This window comes from Mesorhizobium sp. M2A.F.Ca.ET.043.05.1.1, from assembly GCF_003952445.1.
Classification (GTDB): domain Bacteria; phylum Pseudomonadota; class Alphaproteobacteria; order Rhizobiales; family Rhizobiaceae; genus Mesorhizobium.
This window is the reverse complement of record NZ_CP034446.1, coordinates 2,866,282-2,884,790: the sequence shown is the minus strand read 5'-3', so window position 1 is coordinate 2,884,790 and position 18,509 is coordinate 2,866,282. Positions and strand designations below refer to the sequence as shown.

Sequence of the window (18,509 nt, the reverse complement as noted above, 5' to 3'; positions counted from 1 at the left end):
GGACGTCTGCGAGCCGAAGCGACGCTTCGGAACTGCAGTGATCAGGCGTTCTCTTCGCCGCCTTCGAATTCGGCGTTCGGGTCGAAGAAATTCTCCGGCCGGGCGTTGTCGTTGATGTCCTCGCCATAGATGGCTTCGGCGGTGGTCAACGTCTCGCCCTTGGCCTGGCGCTCCGCCTCGTCGGCCGATCGGGCGACGTTGAGCGTCACGGTGACCTCGACTTCCGGATGCAGCGCGATCGCCACATTGGACAGGCCGATGGTCTTGATCGGCTGGTTGAGCTCGATCTGGTTGCGGTTGACGGTGAAGCCTTCCGCGGTGAGCAGATCGGCGATATCGCGGGTCGACACCGAGCCGTAGAGCTGGCCGGTCTCGCCGGCCGAGCGCACGACGATGAAGCTCTTGCCGTCGAGCGTCTCGGCGATCTTGGAGGCCTCGGACTTGCGCTCCAGGTTGCGGGCTTCGAGCTGGGCGCGCTGGCCCTCGAACTTCTTCTTGTTGGCTTCGTTGGCGCGCAGCGCCTTGCCCTGCGGCAAAAGGAAATTGCGGGCGAACCCGTCCTTGACCTTCACGGTCTCGCCCATCTGGCCGAGGCGGGAAATGCGCTCGAGGAGAATGACTTCCATGGTTTCGTTCCTTCGTCTGTGCGTCGATCGAGGATCGACGCTGAATGAATAGGAACAGGTCAGGAAGCTTGGCGCGGCATCGCCGCTCTTGTCGCTGTCCTGCCTGTCTTGGCAGTTAGAGGCTACAGGCCCCAACTCGGGATTTGGTATCAAGCCGTCGCGGCGCCCGTCGCCGCAGAGGTGGAAGCGGGCGGCAGGCCGCCCGCTCGATTTTTAGCGGACGACGTAGGGCAGCAGGCCGAGGAAGCGGGCGCGCTTGATCGCCTTGGCGAGCTCGCGCTGCTTCTTCTGGCTGACGGCGGTGATGCGCGAGGGCACGATCTTGCCGCGCTCGGAAATGTAGCGCTGCAGCAGACGCACGTCCTTGTAGTCGATCTTGGGCGCATTGGCGCCGGAGAACGGGCAGGTCTTGCGGCGGCGATGGAACGGGCGCCGGGTCGGGATCTGATTGATGTCGACCATTATTCTGCACCTCCTTCAGAGCTTTCGCGCGGACGGCGCGGACCACGGTCGCCGCCGTCACGGTCGCCGAACGAACGCGGACCACGGTCGCCGCGGTCGCGGTCGCCGAAGGAACGCGGGCCACGATCGCCACGCTCGCGGTCGCCGAAGCCGCCGCGCTCGGAGCGCTCTTCGCGCTTCTGCATCATCGCCGAAGCGCCTTCTTCATGCGCTTCCACCTTGACGGTGAGGAAGCGAAGGACGTCTTCCGACAGGCCCATCTGGCGCTCCATCTCGTTGAGCGCGGCCGGCGGGCAGGTGATGTCCATCAGCGTGTAGTAAGCCTTCCGGTTCTTCTTGACCCGGTAGGTGAGGGACTTCAGTCCCCAGTTCTCGATCCGGCCGACCGAGCCGCCATTCGCGGTGATGACGCCCTTGTACTGTTCGACAAGCGCGTCAACCTGCTGCTGCGACAGGTCCTGCCGGGCAAGAAACACATGTTCGTAAAGAGCCATTATGTCTTTCTGCCTTTCTTCGTTTCTCTGTCCGGCCCTCGCGGCTAAGCCTCTGCAACTTGTCTGACCCGACGGAACGGGGAAGAAAGGAGCATCACGAGACGGTCGAGAGCGGAGACACGGGAGGCTAAAAGCGCTTCTGGCTTCGTGTCGCGGCTTCGAAAAACCACGGCCCTCCGTTCAGCCCCCAGCAAGGACCGGCAGATTGCGGGCGTCTATATAGCAATTTCGCGGGAAGGCAAGGGCGGGTCGTGTGTCAGGTTGAATTTCTGCCCGCCGAGAGCGATGCGCTCAGGGTACTGCGGATCATCTTCGTTTCTGATGCCGGATTTCGATCGAACCCACGCCGCCAATCTCGTATGCTCCTTTATAGATTGCGTTCGGTTTCTAACTGCAATATAGATTTAACGCGCAATCTAAATTTGGAGATCGGTGATGCGCGTAAGCCGCATTCAGGCTGAGCGGAACCGGCAAACCGTGATCGATGTGGCCAGCCGGCTTTTTCGGGAGCACGGTTTCGACGGTATCGGCCTCAAGGATCTGATGAAGGGCGCCGGGCTGACCCAGGGCGCCTTCTATAAGCAGTTCGCGTCGAAGGAGGACCTAGCTGCACAGGCGTCCCAGCGGGCGCTGGAGAGCGCTGCCCTCCGATGGGCGGAAGCAACTGCGTCGAAACCCGAGGATCCGTTTGGTGCAGTGATCGAGTTCTACCTTAGCGCCGGACATCGCGACGAAAGGATGGAGGGGTGTCCAGTCGTGGCGCTCGGCTCGGATGCCGCCAGACAAGGCAGGGACGTCAAAGCGTCTTTCGAAGCCGGGATTAGGAAATACCTCGACCTTGTCGGTAGTTGGGTTGGCGATGCGCATGGCGAGGATTTCCGCGACAAGGCCATGGCCGTTCTCTCCACCATGGTTGGCGCGGTCGTCCTTTCGCGGGCCGTCAATGACGAGCGGCTGTCAAAGCAGTTCCTGCAAGCGGCCTCCGAGAGCTTACGGAGGGAGTCGCGTGCCGTGGATACTCAGCCAGGACGGCAACAATGATGCAGGTTTCCGTGACGGACGCGCGCAGCTCAACGGTCTCAATCGCCATCCGGCGAAATGCGTCATCGGCCATGTCCGATCTTGCGGCCGGACCGCCATGACCTCGGAAGGCAGGATCGAGAATTGTAAGGCAAGCTCCACGCCCATGGGGCGTCCATATGCCTGATGGTGCGTAACCAGTCGCAGGGCCCGTCCTCTCAGTGCGAACGGGCAAGCGGATATCCAGTGTCCGTCCAAGACCATGCCAGCGCGTGGGAGGCGCGGGGCACAAGCAATTCGATAGGAGACTAAATGCGACGGATAGTCGTTACAGGCATGGGCGCGATCACGCCTCTGGCCGCAAATGTCGAAACATCGTGGTCGCGGCTTCTGGCTGGCCGCTCAGGCGTCCGCAGGCTACCGGACGAAATAGTGGGAGACTTGCCCGCGAAGGTCGGCGGCGTGGTTTCCTCCCTGGAGGAAGACCCCGAGGCCGGTCTCGATGCGAATGCCTTCGTGGCCCCGAAGGATCAGCGCAGGGTCGATCGCTTCATTCTCTTTGCGCTGGCCGCGGCGGAGGAGGCGCTCGCTCAGGCGCGGTGGAAGCCTGCCTCGGAAGACGATCGGACCCGTACCGCGACGATCATTGCCTCAGGCGTTGGCGGGTTCCCTGCCATCACTGAGGCGGTGCGGACCGTCGACCAGCGCGGCGTCCGGCGTCTCTCACCGTTCACAGTGCCGTCTTTCCTGGTGAATCTCGCTGCGGGCCACATCTCGATCCGCTACGGCTTCAAGGGCCACATCGGCGCGCCGGTGACGGCGTGCGCCGCCGGCATTCAGGCAATCGGTGATGCGGCACGCATCATCCGCGCCGATGAAGCCGACATTGCCGTGTGTGGCGGCACGGAAGCCTGCATGAACACCGTCAGCCTGGGCGGCTTCGCGGCGGCGCGCTCGCTCTCGACCTCCTTCAATCACCGTCCCGACCAGGCTTCACGGCCGTTCGACGTCTCGCGAGACGGTTTCGTCATGGGCGAAGGCGCTGGCATCCTGGTCATCGAGGAATTGAATCATGCGCTTGCGCGCGGCGCGCAACCCCTCGCTGAGGTCGTCGGCTATGGCACGACGGCGGATGCGCACCACGTGACGTCCGGTCCGGAGGACGGCGACGGCGCGCGTCGTGCCATGGAAATCGCAATTGCCCAGGCCGGCATTTCGCCACACGAGGTCAGCCATCTCAATGCGCACGCAACCTCCACGCCGGTAGGCGACCTGGGAGAAATCGAAGCGATCAAAAGCGTCTTCGGCACGGATTATTCTATCGCCGTCAGCGGAACCAAATCGGCGACAGGACACCTGCTCGGCGCCGCGGGCGGCCTTGGCGCAATCTTCACGATCCTGGCGCTTCGAGACCAGGTCGCGCCGCCGACCCTCAATCTGAGCGCGCCCGATCCGGCCGGGGAGGGGATCGATTTTGTGGCAAACAAGCCCCGGCCGATGGAGATGGATTACGCGATCGCCAACGGTTTCGGCTTCGGTGGCGTCAATGCCAGCGCGCTGTTTCGCCGCTGGGATACACGCGGCATGAACGGTCGAACTGCTCGTGACTGAAGCTTCCTGCTTCCCCAACCAAAACCAGAGAAAGTGATCTCCATGAACAAGGCCAATCCCGGCGTCGCCATCGTCACGGGAGCATCCTCCGGCATCGGGCATGTGACAGCCAAGGCCCTGCAGAATTCGGGCTTTCGCGTGTTCGGAACCAGCCGTCGCGCAATTTCCAAAAAATCCGACGGCATTACCATGCTGGCCTGCGATGTGACCGACGACACGTCGGTGGCGAAACTTGTCGACGAGGTGCTGGCCGAGGCAGGGCGCATAGACCTGCTCGTGAACAATGCCGGCCTGGGCCTGCTTGGCGGCGCGGAAGAATCCTCGACCGCGCAGGCCCAGGCTTTGTTCGACGTGAATGTCTTCGGCGTCATCCGGGTGACCAATGCGGTGCTGCCGACCATGCGACGGCAAGGAAAGGGCAGGATCGTGAATTTGAGCTCGGTGCAGGGATTCATCCCGGCTCCTTATTTCGCACTCTATTCGTCGACCAAACATGCCGTTGAAGGCTATTCCGAATCGCTTGATCATGAAGTGCGGCCGTTCGGAATTCGTGTCTCATTGGTAGAGCCGGCCTATATCCGTACGTCTTTCGAGGACAATCTCGCTAGGCCCGACCAGTTACTCGACATCTATGACGCCGCTCGCGCCGGCATGACCATAGCCGTGCGGAAGGCGATGGAAAAAGGTGATGCGCCCGAAGTGGTCGCCAACACCGTTTTGGCGGCGGCGACCGACCCCAGCCCGAAGCGGCGCTATGAGGCAGGAAAAATGGCGCGCCGAGTCAGTCTCCTGCGCCGTTTCGTTCCCGCGTCGGCATTCGATCAGAGCCTGCGAAAGCAGCTCGGCCTACCGGTCTGAAGGTGAAATCAAAGGTATCCCGAGGCCGGCGGCAAGCTGACACACCACGAAAATCGTCTTTAACAACCTCACCTCAGCTCGTATGCGCGACGAGCTTGTTCACCGTCTCGGGGAAGAAGTCGGGCGCCGAGTGGCGCTTGCCGAACATCATGTCGTATTGGATGAGGCGGAAATCGTTGATCTTCGGATCGATCTGCTTCTGCCTCGCCCAGTCCGGCGTCGCTTCGCCTGCGGGCGACAAAAGCAGGTTGCGGTCGACCACCCGGTAGTGCTCGCGCAGCGCGCCGAGGAAGCCGGTGTAATAAGGATGCGTGATGCCGGCCGTGGTCAGGATGTGGTAGGGCAGGAAGGCCGGGCTCACCGCGCCCAGGTTCTGCACCGGACCGGAGCGGTTCGACCAGATGACCAGCGGCGTGTCGTGGTGCTCGAGCGCGGCGTCGCTAGGCTCCTTGCGCGGCGCGACATTGTCCTTGAGGAAGCCGGTCTCGACATAGACGGGTCCGAGCGGCGGCAGGTGGTCGCCGAAGAAGGCGATGATGGTCGGCCGCTCACGCTTCTTCGCCCAGTCGATCAGCCGCTGCAAGCCATGGTCGGCGTCGGCCGAGCCCTCGGCGTAGGAAAGCAGCGATTCCCGCGCCCAGGAACTGATCGGCGCATCGACCGAATGCGTCGGATTGTAATAGCGGTAGGGCTCGTAAGGGCCATGGTTCTGCAGGCTGACGGCGAACAGGAACACCGGATCGTCGCTGGCGTCGGCCTCGCGGATGATCTCGTCGGTCATCGCCGCGTCGGACGCCAGCGGCCCGCGCTTTTCCATCGGCGGCAGCGTCTCCTCGGAGCGGAAATCGCTGAAGCCGAAATCGGCATAGACGGCGCCCCGGTTCCAGAACCAGTTGGTGCCGGGATGGATGGCGCGCGCCCGGTAGCCCTCGCTCTTCAGGAAGGTCGCCAGCGAGGGCGTCGGCGTGCGCACATATTGCTGGTAGGGGATCGAGCCGGCCGGCAGGAAGGCGTTGGAGAAGCCGGTCAGCGCCTCGAATTCGATATTGGCGGTCATGCCGCCGAACTCGGGCGAGAACATCGAGCCGGAGCGCAAGGCGCGCACGGTCGGGATCGGGTCGGGCTTGATGGTGACGCCCGGCAGTCGCGTCGGATCCCAGAAGGATTCGCTCATCACCACCACGATATCTGGCTTCTCCTCCGGCACCGAAGCAGCGACGTCGGTGCGCTGGATCGCGGCCATCGCCTTTTCGGAATAGCCGGGCGGCGCCGAGACATGCGCCATCGGCACATTCATCGCGAAGGCCAGCGCAAAACCATTCGAGGCGTAGTTTTCCTTCTGGTCCCACATGATCGGGATGATCTGCAGCCGGTCGCGCGTCCACGAGAAGGTGGCGTAGTCCATGATCGAGACGAAGAAGGCGAGCAGCGGCACGGCCAGCGCCAGCCGCGCCAGGCGGCCCTTGCGGCTGAGGATCGGCACCCGCCGGCGCCAGGTCCGCCAGCCATAGACCAACAGCGCCAGCCCACCGACGATTGCCGCGGCCAGCATGATGGCCGTCCATGGCCGCTCGCGCACCAAAAGGGGCATCAGCGCCATGATCTGACGGGCAAACAGGAAATCCGTCGGATAGAGCGGATCGCCGAGATAATGCGATTTCTGGTGACCGACAAAGGCCAATGCCAGCGTCAGCGGCGCCACGATCATCAGGCTCTGGTGGCTGCGGCCAATCACGGCGTCCAGCCCGACCAGCACCAGCGCGAAGACGATGATGGTGGTCCAGCCCGGCTTGAAGGGCTGCAGGAAGAAATCGACCGTGCCGAAGAAATCGCCGCGCACGATCCATTCGATCGCGAACACGAGAAGAGCGGAGACGAGAAGCGTCGCCAGGCCGTAGCGTACAGTCGGCCAGGGTCGCCCCGGCAGGTAGCCGGTGGACGGATCGTCTTCCAAAAATTGCGGCACGGGCTTGGCCGCGCCTTTCCTGATCCTTGCCACTGAACTCCCCCGGGCCCTTGCAACACGCCTTCTACGCGCGTCACGGCTCTGTCATCAAAGTGTCACGCAAAGCTAGCGCCTGTGGCGGAAATAAGAAGAGCCAGCAAACCAAACGTGAGCGGTTTTCATCAGGTGTGATCGCCAAAAAGCCTTTTGGAACAGGGAGTCAGCCGGGTTTTCCGGCCAAAATGACGCTTAAAGGCATGCCCGCGGGCTTGACTTGGCCGTCCGCCTTGCGCCAGAGGCAGGGAAAAACCAGCCTCTGGAGAGACTAAAATGGCCGTCGCATTCACCTTTCCGGGACAGGGCAGCCAGGCCGTCGGCATGGGCAAGGACCTCGCCGATCAATTCCCGGAAGCGCGCCGCGTCTTCGAGGAAGTGGACGCCGCGCTCGGCGAAAACCTGTCGAAACTGATCTGGGAAGGCCCGGAAGAGACGCTGACGCTGACCGCCAACGCGCAGCCGGCGCTGATGGCGGTGTCGCTGGCGGCGATGCGGGCGCTCGAAGCGCGCGGCTTCTCCCTGAAGGACAAGGTGGCCTATGTGGCCGGCCATTCGCTGGGCGAATATTCCGCGCTTGCCGCGGCCGGCTTCGTTTCGGTCGGCGATGCGGCACGGCTGCTCAGGGCCCGCGGCAACGCCATGCAGGCGGCGGTGCCGGCCGGCGAGGGCGGCATGGCGGCCATCATCGGCCTCGATCAGGCCGACGTCGAAGCGGCCTGCGCGGAAGCGGCCAAAAGCTCCGTCTGCCAGGTTGCCAACGACAATGGCGGCGGCCAGCTGGTGATTTCCGGCGCCAAGGCGGCGGTCGAACTGGCGGCGAAGCTTTGCATCGACAAGGGCGCCAAGCGGGCGCTGATGCTGCAGGTTTCGGCCCCCTTCCACTCGGCGCTGATGGCTCCGGCGGCCGACATCATGCGCGAGGCGCTTGCGGGCGTGGAAAAGGAGGCGCCGGTGGTCCCGGTCGTCTCGAACGTGACGGTGACGCCGACCAGCGACCCGGACGAGATCGCCCGCCGGCTGGTCCAGCAGGTGACCGGCCGCGTGCGCTGGCGCGAGACGGTGGAATGGTTCGGCGCCAATGGTGTCGCCACGCTTTACGAGGTCGGCGCCGGCAAGGTGCTGTCGGGCCTGGCGCGCCGCATCAACCGCGACATCGCCACCGGCGCCATCGGCACGGCGGCCGACGTCGAGGCGGCGCTGGCGGCGCTGGCCTGACAGGCTGGCGATTTGACGGCACCTGTGCCAAGGGTGCCCCTCTGAGATGAGGAGAGAAAAATGTTCGAACTGACCGGCCGCAAGGCGCTCGTCACCGGCGCATCGGGAGGCATCGGCGAGGCGATCGCCAGGGTGCTGCACAGCCAGGGCGCCATCGTCGGCCTGCACGGCACGCGCGTGGAGAAGCTGGAAGCGTTGGCAGGCGAGCTCGGCGACCGCGTAAAGCTGTTCCCGGCCGACTTGACCGACCGCGACGCGGTCAAGGCGCTCGGACAGAAGGCGGAAGCGGATCTCGAAGGCGTCGATATCCTGGTCAACAATGCCGGCATCACCAAGGACGGCCTGTTCGTGCGCATGTCGGATGCCGACTGGGACAGCGTGATCGAGGTCAACCTCACCGCCGTGTTCCGGCTCACCCGCGAGTTGACCCATCCGATGATGCGCCGCCGCCATGGCCGCATCATCAACATCACCTCGGTGGTCGGCGTCACGGGCAATCCCGGCCAGACCAATTATTGCGCCTCCAAGGCCGGCATGATCGGCTTTTCCAAGTCGCTGGCGCAGGAGATCGCCACCCGCAACATCACCGTCAACTGCGTCGCCCCGGGCTTCATCGAATCGGCCATGACCGACAAGCTCAACGACAAGCAGAAAGAGACGATCATGGCCGCCATCCCGACAAGGCGCATGGGCACCAGCGCCGAGGTCGCGTCCGCGGTTGCCTACCTCGCTTCCAATGAGGCGGCTTACGTCACCGGCCAGACCATTCACGTGAATGGCGGCATGGCGATGATCTGACCGGCCAGGTCGGGCAGGCCTGTGAAAACAGCCATTTCGGCTTGGACGCCCGGCATTTTTCGTGTAATGCGGCCCGCAACCCGGCGGTTCGGGCAAAAACCGGTCCTGTGGCGTTGCGTTGTCCGCAAGACCATCTTTCAGCTTGATTAGCGGCATTCCGCCCGCTAACGAAGATCGACAAACATAAGACGAGGATTGCCCAAATGAGTGACACCGCAGAGCGCGTCAAGAAGATCGTCATCGAGCATCTCGGCGTCGATGCCGACAAGGTGACGGAGCAGGCGAGCTTCATCGACGACCTGGGCGCGGACAGCCTCGACACGGTCGAACTCGTCATGGCGTTCGAAGAAGAGTTCGGCGTCGAGATTCCTGACGATGCCGCCGAGACCATCCTCACCGTCGGCGACGCCGTGAAGTACATCGACAAGGCCTCGGCCTGAGTTCTTTCGCAGGCATAATCGGGGAGGACCTGCGATGAGGCGTGTCGTCGTCACGGGCCTTGGCCTGCTTTCGCCGTTTGGCATGGGCGTCGAGCATAGCTGGCGGGAATTGCTTTCCGGCCGCAGCGCCTGCCGCCGCGTCACCGAGTTCGATGTGGACGATCTTGCCTGCAAGATCGCCCACATCATCCCGCGCGGCGACGGCTCGAATGGCACCTTCAATCCGGAGGCCGTGCTCGAGCCGAAGGAACTGCGCAAGATCGGCGACTTCATCCTTTACGGCATCGCGGCCGCCGACGAGGCGCTGGCCGATTCCGGCTGGAAGCCTGAGACGCATGAGGACCAGTGCGCCACCGGCGTGCTGATCGGCTCAGGCATTGGCGGCATCGACGGCATCGCCGAAAACGCGATGATCCTCAAGGATCGCGGCCCGCGCCGCATCAGCCCGTTCTTCATCCCCGGGCAGATCATCAACCTGGTCTCTGGCCAGGTCTCCATCCGTCACGGCCTGAAAGGCCCGAACCACGCGGTCGTCACCGCCTGCTCGACCGGCGCGCACGCCATCGGCGACGCGGCCCGGCTGATCATGTGGGGCGATGCCGACGTCATGGTGGCGGGCGGCGCCGAGGCGCCGGTCACCCGGCTGTCGATCGCGGGCTTCGCCGCCTGCCGCGCGCTCTCCACCGACCGCAACGATACGCCGGAAACCGCCTCGCGTCCCTATGACCGCGACCGTGACGGCTTCGTCATGGGCGAGGGCGCCGGCGTCGTCGTGCTGGAAGAGCTCGAGCACGCCAAGGCGCGCGGCGCCAAGATCTATGCCGAAGTCACCGGCTACGGATTGACCGGCGACGCCTACCATATCACCGCCCCGGCCGAGGACGGCGACGGCGCCTTCCGCTGCATGACGGCGGCGCTGAACCGGGCGAAGCTTTCGCCGGCCGATGTCGATTACATCAATGCCCATGGCACCTCGACCATGGCCGACACGATCGAGCTTGGCGCGGTCGAGCGCCTGGTCGGCAATGCCGCCTCGAAGATCTCGATGTCGTCGACCAAGTCGTCGGTCGGCCATCTGTTGGGCGCCGCGGGCGCCGCGGAAGCGATCTTCTCGATCCTTGCCATCCGCGACAATGTCGCCCCCGCCACCATCAATCTCGACAATCCGGAACGCGAGACGGCGATCGATCTCGTGCCGAACAAGCCGCGCCAGCGCCAGATCGACGTCGCGCTGTCGAATTCCTTCGGTTTCGGCGGCACCAATGCCTCGCTCGTGTTCCAGCGTTACAACGGCTGAGTAGCAACCGGAGCGGCCCCGGGAGAGTGCACGGTTCATCCGGCATGCTCCGAGACAGACAGCTAATCGGCAGTCCGCCAACTGCCGTCATTTTTGCCAAATTCGCCCCTAGCCTTGCGCCGGGGGATTCGTTGCAAGATCAGACGGCAGGGCGTCATGAACACTAATCCGAGCGACGGGGAATTCGGGCGGCAAGGCGCGAAGGGGCCGATCGTGCCGAAGACCGCGGCCGAGGCGTTGCGCCCGGAGGCCGGCACGCCGCCGCCGTCGAAGCGCTCGCGCGCCTCGCGCAGCCAGGTCGTGGTGTTCCTGAATTTCTTCCTGTCCGTGGCGATCCTTCTCGTGCTCGCCTCGGGGGCCGCGCTCTATTTCGGCATGCAGGCTTTCGTCGAGCCCGGCCCGTCCGCCAATGGCGACACCTTCATGATCAAGCCGAACACCGGCGTGCAGGAGATCGCCGATCAGCTGGAACGCCGCAGCCTGATCAGCGATGCCCGCATCTTCCGGCTCGGCGTGCGCGCCACCGGCAATGAATCGGCGCTGAAGGCCGGTGAATACGCCATCAAGCCGCGCGCCTCGATGCGCGATATCATGGAGCTCTTCAAGAGCGGCAAGTCGGTAATGTACTCGCTCACCATTCCCGAGGGGCTGACGGTCGAGCAGGCGCTGCAGCGCGTGGCCGATCAGGAGGCGCTCACCGGCGATATGCCGGCGACCTTGCCGCCCGAGGGCAGCATTGCCACCGACACGCTGCGCTTCACCCGCGGCGCCACCCGCCAGCAGATGATCGACAAGCTTGTCGCCGATCAGAAGAAGCTGGTCGAGGATGTCTGGTCGCATCGCGCGCCCGACCTGCCGATCGCCAACATCGATGATTTCGTCACGCTGGCGTCGATCGTAGAGAAGGAAACGGGCAGGAGCGACGAACGCTCACGCGTTGCCGCCGTCTTCCTCAACCGGCTGGCCAAGGGCATGCGGCTGCAATCCGACCCGACCATCATCTACGGCCTGTTCGGCGGCAAGGGCAAACCCGCCGACCGGCCGATCTATCAGTCCGACCTCGACAAGCAGACGCCTTACAACACCTACCTGATCAAGGGCCTGCCGCCGACGCCGATCGCCAATCCGGGCCGCGCGGCGCTCGAAGCGGTCGCCAATCCGTCGAAGACCGACGATCTCTATTTCGTCGCCGACGGCAATGGCGGCCACGTCTTTGCCGCGACGCTGGAAGAGCACAACCAGAATGTCGCGCGCTATCGGACGCTGCAGAAGAAGCAGGCGGATGCCGCCGCGAAGGCTTCCGGCCAGACCACGGCCCCGGCCGCTCCCGACGCCGGCGACAATGGCGACAGCGGCGAAAACGGGGACGCGGGCGGCGACGCGGCTCAATAAACATGCCGCACGCGTCCTTTGACGCGACGCCATATTCATGTTTTGAGGGGACGCCGGCCGATCGTTCGGCGATTTTTAGAGCAATTCCAGGACAAGTGTGAGCGGTTTTCCGTCCGGAATTGCGTAAAAACAAAGAGATAGAGTGGTTCACCGTTTCCGTGAAACGGTGAAACGCTCTAGGGCGTGTAGCGCCGGGCCGCGTGCGTTGGCCTGCGACAGGGGATGACAGGCACAATGAACCTGCAGAGCATGACCGGTTTCGCGCGGTCCGCCGCCGAAAGCGAGGGCACGTCGATCGCCTGGGAGGTGAAATCGGTGAACGGCAAGAGCGCCGAGGTTCGGCTGAGGTTGCCGCAGGGTTTCGACCGGCTGGAAACCGCCGTACGGCAGACCGTTCAGAAGCGTTTCGCGCGCGGCAATTTCCAGGCGACATTGACCGTCGGCCGCGCTGCCGCCAGGCAAGCCCAGCCGGTCGTCAACGAGGCGTTCCTCAAGGATCTGGCGGGACTGGCGAAGCGCTTGCAGGAGCAGTTCGGCACCGAGCCCGCCACCGCCGACGGCCTGCTCTCGCTGCGCGGCGTGCTCGACATTCCCGAGGCGATGGAGACCGAGGAGGAACGCGCCGCGCTTGATGCGGCGATCCTGTCGGCGCTCGAGGCAGCGCTCGCCGGGCTGGAACAGGCGCGGCAAGGCGAGGGCGCGGCACTTGGCGCGCTGCTTTCCGGCCATATCGACGCCATCGAGGCGTTGACGCTCAAGGCCGAAGCCGATCCGTCGCGGGAGCCGGCGGCAATCCGCGAGCGCATCACGGAGCAGGTCCGCCTGTTGATGGATGCCTCGGCCAATCTCGATGCCGTCCGGCTGCATCAGGAGGCGGCCTTCCTCGCCACCAAGGCCGACATCCGCGAGGAGATCGACCGGTTGAAGACGCATGTCGCTTCGGCGCGGACGCTGCTCAAAGGCGGCGGCGCCATTGGCCGCAAGCTCGATTTTCTGGCGCAGGAATTCAATCGCGAATCGAATACCTTGTGCTCCAAGTCGAACGCCGCCGCAGTCACCGCGATCGGGCTGGAGCTCAAGGCGGTGGTCGACCAGTTTCGCGAACAGGTCCAGAATCTGGAGTGACGGGAATGGTTGCCAAGGAACCGACGGCTGCCAGGGATCTGGGGTCCCGCATCCGCCGCCGCGGATTGATGCTGGTGCTGTCGTCGCCGTCGGGCGCCGGCAAGTCGACGATCGCGCGCAACCTTCTGGAGAGCGATCCAAGCCTCGAGCTGTCGGTCTCCGTCACGACGAGGCCGCGCCGCGGTTCGGAGATCGAAGGCGTCCACTATCATTTCCGCTCCATGCGCGACTTCGAGCGGCTGCGCGATTCCGACGCGCTGCTCGAATGGGCCGAGGTGCACGGCAATTGCTATGCGACGCCGCGCGAGCCGGCGGAAATCGCGCTGGCCGAAGGCCGCGACATGCTGTTCGACATCGACTGGCAGGGGGCCCAGCAGCTCAAGGAGAAGATGCGCGCCGACATCGTCTCGATCTTCATCCTGCCGCCGTCGATGAAGGAATTGAAGGCGCGCCTGAAGCGCCGCGCCGAGGACCAGGAATCCGTCATCGAGACCAGGCTGAAGAACGCTCGCCTGGAGATCGAGCATTGGAAGGAATACGACTTCGTCATCGTCAACGACGATCTCGACCGCGCCTTCGCCGAGGTCCGCGCCATCGTCGCGGCGGAGCGGCTTCGGCGCGACAGGCGGCCTGGCCTGTTCGACTTCATCTCGGGATTGCTGGACGAGAAGACGGAGTAGCTTTTCCCTTCTCCCCTTGTGGGAGAAGGTGGATCGGCGCGCAGCGCCGAGACGGATGAGGGGTGTTCCAGCGGAGTGAGACGTTGGCGTTCCCTGGAACACCCCTTGTATCTGCACGGACAGAGATTTGTGCAAGGAAAGCGACTGAGCCTCGAACCGGACGGCCATCCGATACGAGGCTTGGCGAAGTCGCCCGACACCCCTCCGGTCACAACCGTGGATGAGCCTGGGATCTTCGCCTTCGTCACGCACGACCGAATAGTCGCTTGGCTCCAATCGCACGCACAAGGCAGGTTACCGTGAACAAGATCATATGTGGAGTGGATGTTTCGAAAGGATGGCTCGATGCCCATGTCGAGCCGAGCGGGGCGGTGGGCCGCTTCGGCAATGATGCGGCAGGCATCGCCGATCTGGCCGCCTGGTGTCAGAGCCACGACGTCGAGCTTGTCGTGATGGAGGCTAGCGGCGGCTATGAACGACTGGCCTTCCTGCTGCTGTGGGAGTTGGGCGTATGCTGTGGCTTGGCCAATGCCCGCAGTGTGCGCTACTTCGCCGAGGCGATGGGCTTCCTGGAAAAGACCGACAAGATCGATGCCGCCATGATCGCCCGCTATGGCGCGGTCAAGCAGCTCAAGGCGATGCCGCCACCAAATGCGGCCCAACTGCGGCTCAAGGCGTTGGTTGCCCGGCTTTCCCAGGTGACTGGCGATCTCACCGTTCAAAAGCAGCGCAAGAGTGCTGCCCTCGACGCCGAGACCGTCGCCAGCCTTGATGAGGTGATCGCGCTGCTCACACGCCAGAGCCGCAGGCTCGAGGGTGAGATCGCTTCGCTCATCGACGATGATCCGTTGTGGGCATGCCTCGACCGGGCCTTTCGCTCGCTCAAGGGCGTGGCCTCTCGCACCGTGCCACGGCTGATGGCGCAACTGCCTGAGATCGGCATCGTCTCCAACAGGGCCATCGCTAAGCTGGCTGGCCTGGCTCCGATCGCCAATGACAGCGGTAAGCGCAGCGGCCGAAGAGCGGTGCGCGGTGGCCGCGCCGGGCCGCGAGGCGTCCTCTTCCTCGTTGCCAGCATCGTTGCCAAATATGATCCCCATCTCGCCGCCTTCAAGCAACGGTTGCAGGCGGCTGGAAAGGAAAAGATGGTCATTCGCATTGCGCTCGCCAGGAAGCTGCTCGTCATCCTCAATGCAAAAGCACGCGACGCGCGCAAACAGTTCGCAAATGCAACTTGACACCTCAGATAGTCGCTCATCCGTCGCCTTCGGCAACACCTTCTCCCACAAAGGGGAGAAGGGAAGGGCGCAGCTACACCGCGTTCGTCAGCCGGACAAACTCTTCCACGCTCAGCGTTTCCGCCCGCCGCGTCGGGTCGATGCCGGCTCGTGTCAGCAAAGCCTCGCCGCCCAGGCTTTTCACGCTTTGCCTGAGCATCTTGCGGCGCTGGCCGAAGGCCGCCTCGGTGACACGGCCAAGCTTCTTGCCGTCGACGGGCAGGGGGGACGGGCGCGGCACCAGATGCACGACGGAGGAGGTGACCTTGGGCGGCGGCGTGAAAGCCTGCGGCGGCACGTCGAAGGCGATCCTCGCCTCGGTACGCCAGCCCGCCAGCACGCCGAGCCGACCATAGGCGTCGCTGCCCGGACCCGCCGTGATGCGCTCGGCCACCTCGCGCTGGAACATCAGCGTCATCGACTGGTAGAAGGGCGGCCAGTCGTTGACCGTCAGCCAGCGGATCAGAAGCTCGGTGCCGATATTGTAGGGCAGGTTGGCGGCGATCTTCACCGGCCCGCCATTCGCCGTGCCGGCAAGCGCGGCGAAATCCGTTTTCAGCGCATCGCCGGGAATGACCTCCAGGCGACCGGGATAGTGGCTGGAAACCTCGGCCAGCGCTTCGAGGCAGCGCTCGTCGCGCTCGATGGCGATCACACGCCGCGCGCCGTTGAACAGCAGCGCCCGCGTCAGCCCGCCCGGGCCGGGGCCGACCTCGATCACGGTGGCCTCGCCGAGATCGCCGGCGGCGCGCGCGATCTTGCTTGTCAGGTTGAGGTCGAGCAGGAAATTTTGCCCGAGCGCCTTCTTGGCCTGCAGCCCATGCCGCTCGATCACCGCGCGCAACGGCGGCAACCCGTCGATCGTCGTGCGCTCGTTCAAGGCGTCCTCACGCGGCTGCGGCCCGCTGCCCGCTGTCGGCCAGCCGGCGCGCCAGCCTGAGCGCCGCGATCAGGCTGTCGGCGCGGGCAATGCCCCTGCCGGCGATATCGAAGGCGGTGCCGTGATCCGGCGAGGTGCGGATGAAGGGCAGGCCCAGCGTCACGTTGACCGCCTCGTCGAAGGCCAAGGTCTTGGCCGGGATCAGCGCCTGGTCGTGATACATGCACAGCGCCGCATCATAGGTGGCGCGCGCGCGTGGATGAAACATCGTGTCGGCCGGCAGCGGCCCAACCGCATCGATGCCTTCCGCCTTCAGCGTCTCGACAGCCGGGGCGACGATTGCGGCATCCTCCTGGCCCATGGCGCCGGCTTCACCGGCATGCGGATTGAGCCCGGCGATCGCAAGCCTCGGCCGCGCGATGCCGAAGCGGCTCTTGAGATCGGCGGCGGTGATGCGCGCGATGGCGACGATCAGCTCCGTGGTGAGCACTTTCGGCACTTCGGCCAGGGGGATATGGATGGTCACCGGAACGGTGCGCAGATCGGGTCCGGCCAGCAGCATCACCGGCGTGACCTCCTTGCCGGTGTGGCGCGAGGCCAGATGCGCCAGATATTCGGTGTGGCCGGGAAAGCCGAACCCCGCATCGTAAAGCGGCTTCTTGGCGATCGGACAGGTGACCACCGCGGCGGCGCTGCCGGCGAGACAGTCGGCGACGGCCCGGTCGATCGCCTCGATGGTGCCGGCGGCATTGGTCGGATCCGGCTCTCCCGGGCTGTCGACATGACGGGCATGGAGCGGCACGACGGGGAGCACACGGGCAAAATGATGCGCGGCCTGTCCGGGCAAGGTCTCGGCAACCGTCACATTTGCGCCGACAAGTCGGGCGCGGGCTTTGATCAGGGCCGGGTCGGCAAGCAGATAGAAGGGCGGCACCCCGGCGCTGTCGCCCGCCTGCCAGGCGGCGATGGCGATCTCGGGTCCGATGCCCGAAGGGTCGCCGACACTGAGCGCCAGCGGCGCATCGGTCTTGCGCGGGCTCATTGGGTGGGCTGACTGCGGTATCGCATGCTTGTCGCTCAGAGCATGACGCCGAAAAATATGCTGCGGTTTTCGGACGACATCATGCTCCATTTCTCGAATTTGGGAGACGGATTCAGGCCGATCCGACCTGATGTCTCCGGCTCTAGGGCAATTCCAGGGAAAGTGTGAGCGGTTTTCCGCCCCGGGATTGCGTTGAAACAATGAGATAGAGCGGTTCGCCGTTTCCGTGAAACGGTGAAACGCTCTAGCGTTCGACGATCTTGGCCTTCTGCCGCAGCTCGGCGACATATTTCTTGCTGAGCTCGTCGGCGTCCTTGTCGTTGCTGCCCTCGGCCTGGAACACCATCTGCGCGGCCTTGTCGTCGGAGACCTCGCGCGAGGAGCAGATGCCGATGAATTCGACGCCGCGCTCGGTCTCGCGCGTCGGCGTCGCGCCGCCGACCTTGGTGGCCTTGATCTGCTCGGCCCAGTCGGTCGGCAATTGCGGCGCCAGCACCCGGCCGAGATCGCGCACGGTGACGTCGAGCAGACCCTTGGCGAATTGGCGCGTGGTGTTGCAGTCGCTGAAGCGGGCGCGCATGGCGTCGGCCTCGCGCTTGCGCTTGGCGAGCGTGGCGGCGCGCTCCGAGGCCGGAACCACGAAGATCACCTGCTGCAGCATGTACTCCGTCGCCGTCGGCTTGGCGCCGCCCTTGTCGAGCATGCGCCGCACGGCGTCCTGCTCGGTCACCGAGCCGCCCTCGCCGGAGCGGTAGCGCGCGCTGAGCGCCTGGTTCCAGGCCATCTGGGCGCGGATGAATTCCTTGAAGTGCTCCTTGGTGACGCCCGACTGGCTCATGATCGCGTCGAGCTTGGCCAACGGCATCTTGTTGCCCGAGGCGAAGCGCTGGTAGGCGGCGTTGACCTGCTCATCGGTGATGCGGATGCCGAGCCGCTTGGCCTCGGCCAGCCGCAGCGTCTGGTCGATCATCTCCTGCCCAGCATCGCCTTTCTTGTGCTGGAGCTTGAAGAAGGCGGCGCGGTGCGCGATGTCGCCAGTGGTGATCGGTATGCCGTTGACGACATATTTGATCTCCGCGGCGAAAGCCGGCTGTACAACAGCCGTGACCGAAACCGAGCTCGCCGCCACCAGAAGCGCCAATCCTGCCGAAAACAGGTATTTCCTCATCTTACCTTCCAATTTCCCCGCCCCAATTTGTCGGCACGACAGCGCCGCGCGTCCTCCGAACGCCTGCGCGCTGCAGCCGACCCCATGCCTGTCCTATGCGGCGAAACGATGTCGCCAGCGCA

18 protein-coding genes are annotated in these 18,509 nt (G+C 64.6%); 11 read left to right on the top strand and 7 right to left on the bottom strand.

The window, feature by feature from the left end; translation table 11 throughout:
* Nucleotides 1–41: 41 nt before the first annotated feature.
* From rplI to rpsF, 3 genes are all read right to left on the bottom strand, one after another.
* A complete protein-coding gene (rplI, locus tag EJ069_RS14370; protein WP_126061847.1) occupies nucleotides 42–626 on the bottom strand; it encodes a 50S ribosomal protein L9 in 585 nt (194 codons plus the stop codon).
* Between the two features lie 213 nt (nucleotides 627–839).
* Complete coding sequence (rpsR, locus tag EJ069_RS14365) at nucleotides 840–1,088, bottom strand: 30S ribosomal protein S18 (protein ID WP_006203718.1); 249 nt, start codon at nucleotides 1,086–1,088, stop codon at nucleotides 840–842.
* Complete coding sequence (gene rpsF, locus EJ069_RS14360; protein WP_126061846.1) at nucleotides 1,088–1,582, bottom strand: 30S ribosomal protein S6; 495 nt, start codon at nucleotides 1,580–1,582, stop codon at nucleotides 1,088–1,090. Before rpsF ends, rpsR begins: the two co-directional genes overlap by 1 nt.
* Nucleotides 1,583–2,017: 435 nt before the next feature.
* Here rpsF and EJ069_RS14355 point away from each other — a divergent pair, with 435 nt between their 5' ends.
* The 3 genes from EJ069_RS14355 to EJ069_RS14345 all read left to right on the top strand — a co-directional run bounded on the left by EJ069_RS14355 (nucleotide 2,018) and on the right by EJ069_RS14345 (nucleotide 5,071).
* Complete coding sequence (locus EJ069_RS14355) at nucleotides 2,018–2,623, top strand: TetR/AcrR family transcriptional regulator (RefSeq protein ID WP_126061845.1); 606 nt, start codon at nucleotides 2,018–2,020, stop codon at nucleotides 2,621–2,623.
* A 291-nt stretch (nucleotides 2,624–2,914) separates the two neighbouring features.
* Nucleotides 2,915–4,213 (top strand): beta-ketoacyl-ACP synthase II, encoded by a 1,299-nt coding sequence (gene fabF, locus EJ069_RS14350; RefSeq protein WP_126061844.1) that lies wholly within the window; start codon nucleotides 2,915–2,917, stop codon nucleotides 4,211–4,213.
* A gap of 42 nt (nucleotides 4,214–4,255) precedes the next feature.
* The gene (locus tag EJ069_RS14345; protein WP_126061843.1) at nucleotides 4,256–5,071 is read left to right on the top strand and encodes an oxidoreductase; all 816 of its coding nucleotides are present in this window, start codon (nucleotides 4,256–4,258) and stop codon (nucleotides 5,069–5,071) included.
* Nucleotides 5,072–5,144: 73 nt separating this feature from the next.
* Here the strand turns inward: EJ069_RS14345 and EJ069_RS14340 are convergent, their stop codons facing one another.
* The gene (locus EJ069_RS14340; protein WP_126061842.1) at nucleotides 5,145–7,070 is read right to left on the bottom strand and encodes an LTA synthase family protein; all 1,926 of its coding nucleotides are present in this window, start codon (nucleotides 7,068–7,070) and stop codon (nucleotides 5,145–5,147) included.
* A gap of 276 nt (nucleotides 7,071–7,346) precedes the next feature.
* Between EJ069_RS14340 and fabD the strand changes: the two genes are divergently transcribed.
* The 8 genes from fabD to EJ069_RS14300 all read left to right on the top strand — a co-directional run bounded on the left by fabD (nucleotide 7,347) and on the right by EJ069_RS14300 (nucleotide 15,258).
* Nucleotides 7,347–8,288, top strand: coding sequence for an ACP S-malonyltransferase (gene fabD, locus EJ069_RS14335; RefSeq protein ID WP_126061841.1), 942 nt, complete (start codon nucleotides 7,347–7,349; stop codon nucleotides 8,286–8,288).
* Between the two features lie 60 nt (nucleotides 8,289–8,348).
* Nucleotides 8,349–9,086: a 3-oxoacyl-[acyl-carrier-protein] reductase gene (gene fabG / locus EJ069_RS14330; protein ID WP_042637932.1), complete on the top strand. Its 738-nt coding sequence runs from the start codon at nucleotides 8,349–8,351 to the stop codon at nucleotides 9,084–9,086.
* A gap of 203 nt (nucleotides 9,087–9,289) precedes the next feature.
* Nucleotides 9,290–9,526: an acyl carrier protein gene (locus EJ069_RS14325; protein ID WP_006203723.1), complete on the top strand. Its 237-nt coding sequence runs from the start codon at nucleotides 9,290–9,292 to the stop codon at nucleotides 9,524–9,526.
* A gap of 34 nt (nucleotides 9,527–9,560) precedes the next feature.
* On the top strand, nucleotides 9,561–10,823 hold the full coding sequence (fabF, locus tag EJ069_RS14320) for a beta-ketoacyl-ACP synthase II (RefSeq protein WP_126061840.1): 1,263 nt from the start codon (nucleotides 9,561–9,563) through the stop codon (nucleotides 10,821–10,823).
* A 156-nt stretch (nucleotides 10,824–10,979) separates the two neighbouring features.
* Nucleotides 10,980–12,215 (top strand): endolytic transglycosylase MltG, encoded by a 1,236-nt coding sequence (mltG, locus tag EJ069_RS14315; RefSeq protein WP_126061839.1) that lies wholly within the window; start codon nucleotides 10,980–10,982, stop codon nucleotides 12,213–12,215.
* A gap of 234 nt (nucleotides 12,216–12,449) precedes the next feature.
* The gene (locus tag EJ069_RS14310) at nucleotides 12,450–13,340 is read left to right on the top strand and encodes a YicC/YloC family endoribonuclease (protein ID WP_042637935.1); all 891 of its coding nucleotides are present in this window, start codon (nucleotides 12,450–12,452) and stop codon (nucleotides 13,338–13,340) included.
* 5 nt (nucleotides 13,341–13,345) lie between these two features.
* Nucleotides 13,346–14,020: a guanylate kinase gene (gene gmk, locus EJ069_RS14305; protein ID WP_126061838.1), complete on the top strand. Its 675-nt coding sequence runs from the start codon at nucleotides 13,346–13,348 to the stop codon at nucleotides 14,018–14,020.
* A gap of 299 nt (nucleotides 14,021–14,319) precedes the next feature.
* Nucleotides 14,320–15,258: an IS110 family transposase gene (locus EJ069_RS14300; protein WP_126059835.1), complete on the top strand. Its 939-nt coding sequence runs from the start codon at nucleotides 14,320–14,322 to the stop codon at nucleotides 15,256–15,258.
* Between the two features lie 73 nt (nucleotides 15,259–15,331).
* On the opposite strand, the gene rsmA is transcribed toward EJ069_RS14300, so the two are convergent.
* The 3 genes from rsmA to EJ069_RS14285 all read right to left on the bottom strand — a co-directional run bounded on the left by rsmA (nucleotide 15,332) and on the right by EJ069_RS14285 (nucleotide 18,387).
* Nucleotides 15,332–16,177 (bottom strand): 16S rRNA (adenine(1518)-N(6)/adenine(1519)-N(6))-dimethyltransferase RsmA, encoded by an 846-nt coding sequence (rsmA, locus tag EJ069_RS14295; protein WP_126061837.1) that lies wholly within the window; start codon nucleotides 16,175–16,177, stop codon nucleotides 15,332–15,334.
* Between the two features lie 7 nt (nucleotides 16,178–16,184).
* Nucleotides 16,185–17,219, bottom strand: coding sequence for a 4-hydroxythreonine-4-phosphate dehydrogenase PdxA (pdxA, locus tag EJ069_RS14290; RefSeq protein WP_126061836.1), 1,035 nt, complete (start codon nucleotides 17,217–17,219; stop codon nucleotides 16,185–16,187).
* Nucleotides 17,220–17,463: 244 nt separating this feature from the next.
* The gene (locus EJ069_RS14285; RefSeq protein WP_126061835.1) at nucleotides 17,464–18,387 is read right to left on the bottom strand and encodes a peptidylprolyl isomerase; all 924 of its coding nucleotides are present in this window, start codon (nucleotides 18,385–18,387) and stop codon (nucleotides 17,464–17,466) included.
* Nucleotides 18,388–18,509: the final 122 nt, after the last annotated feature.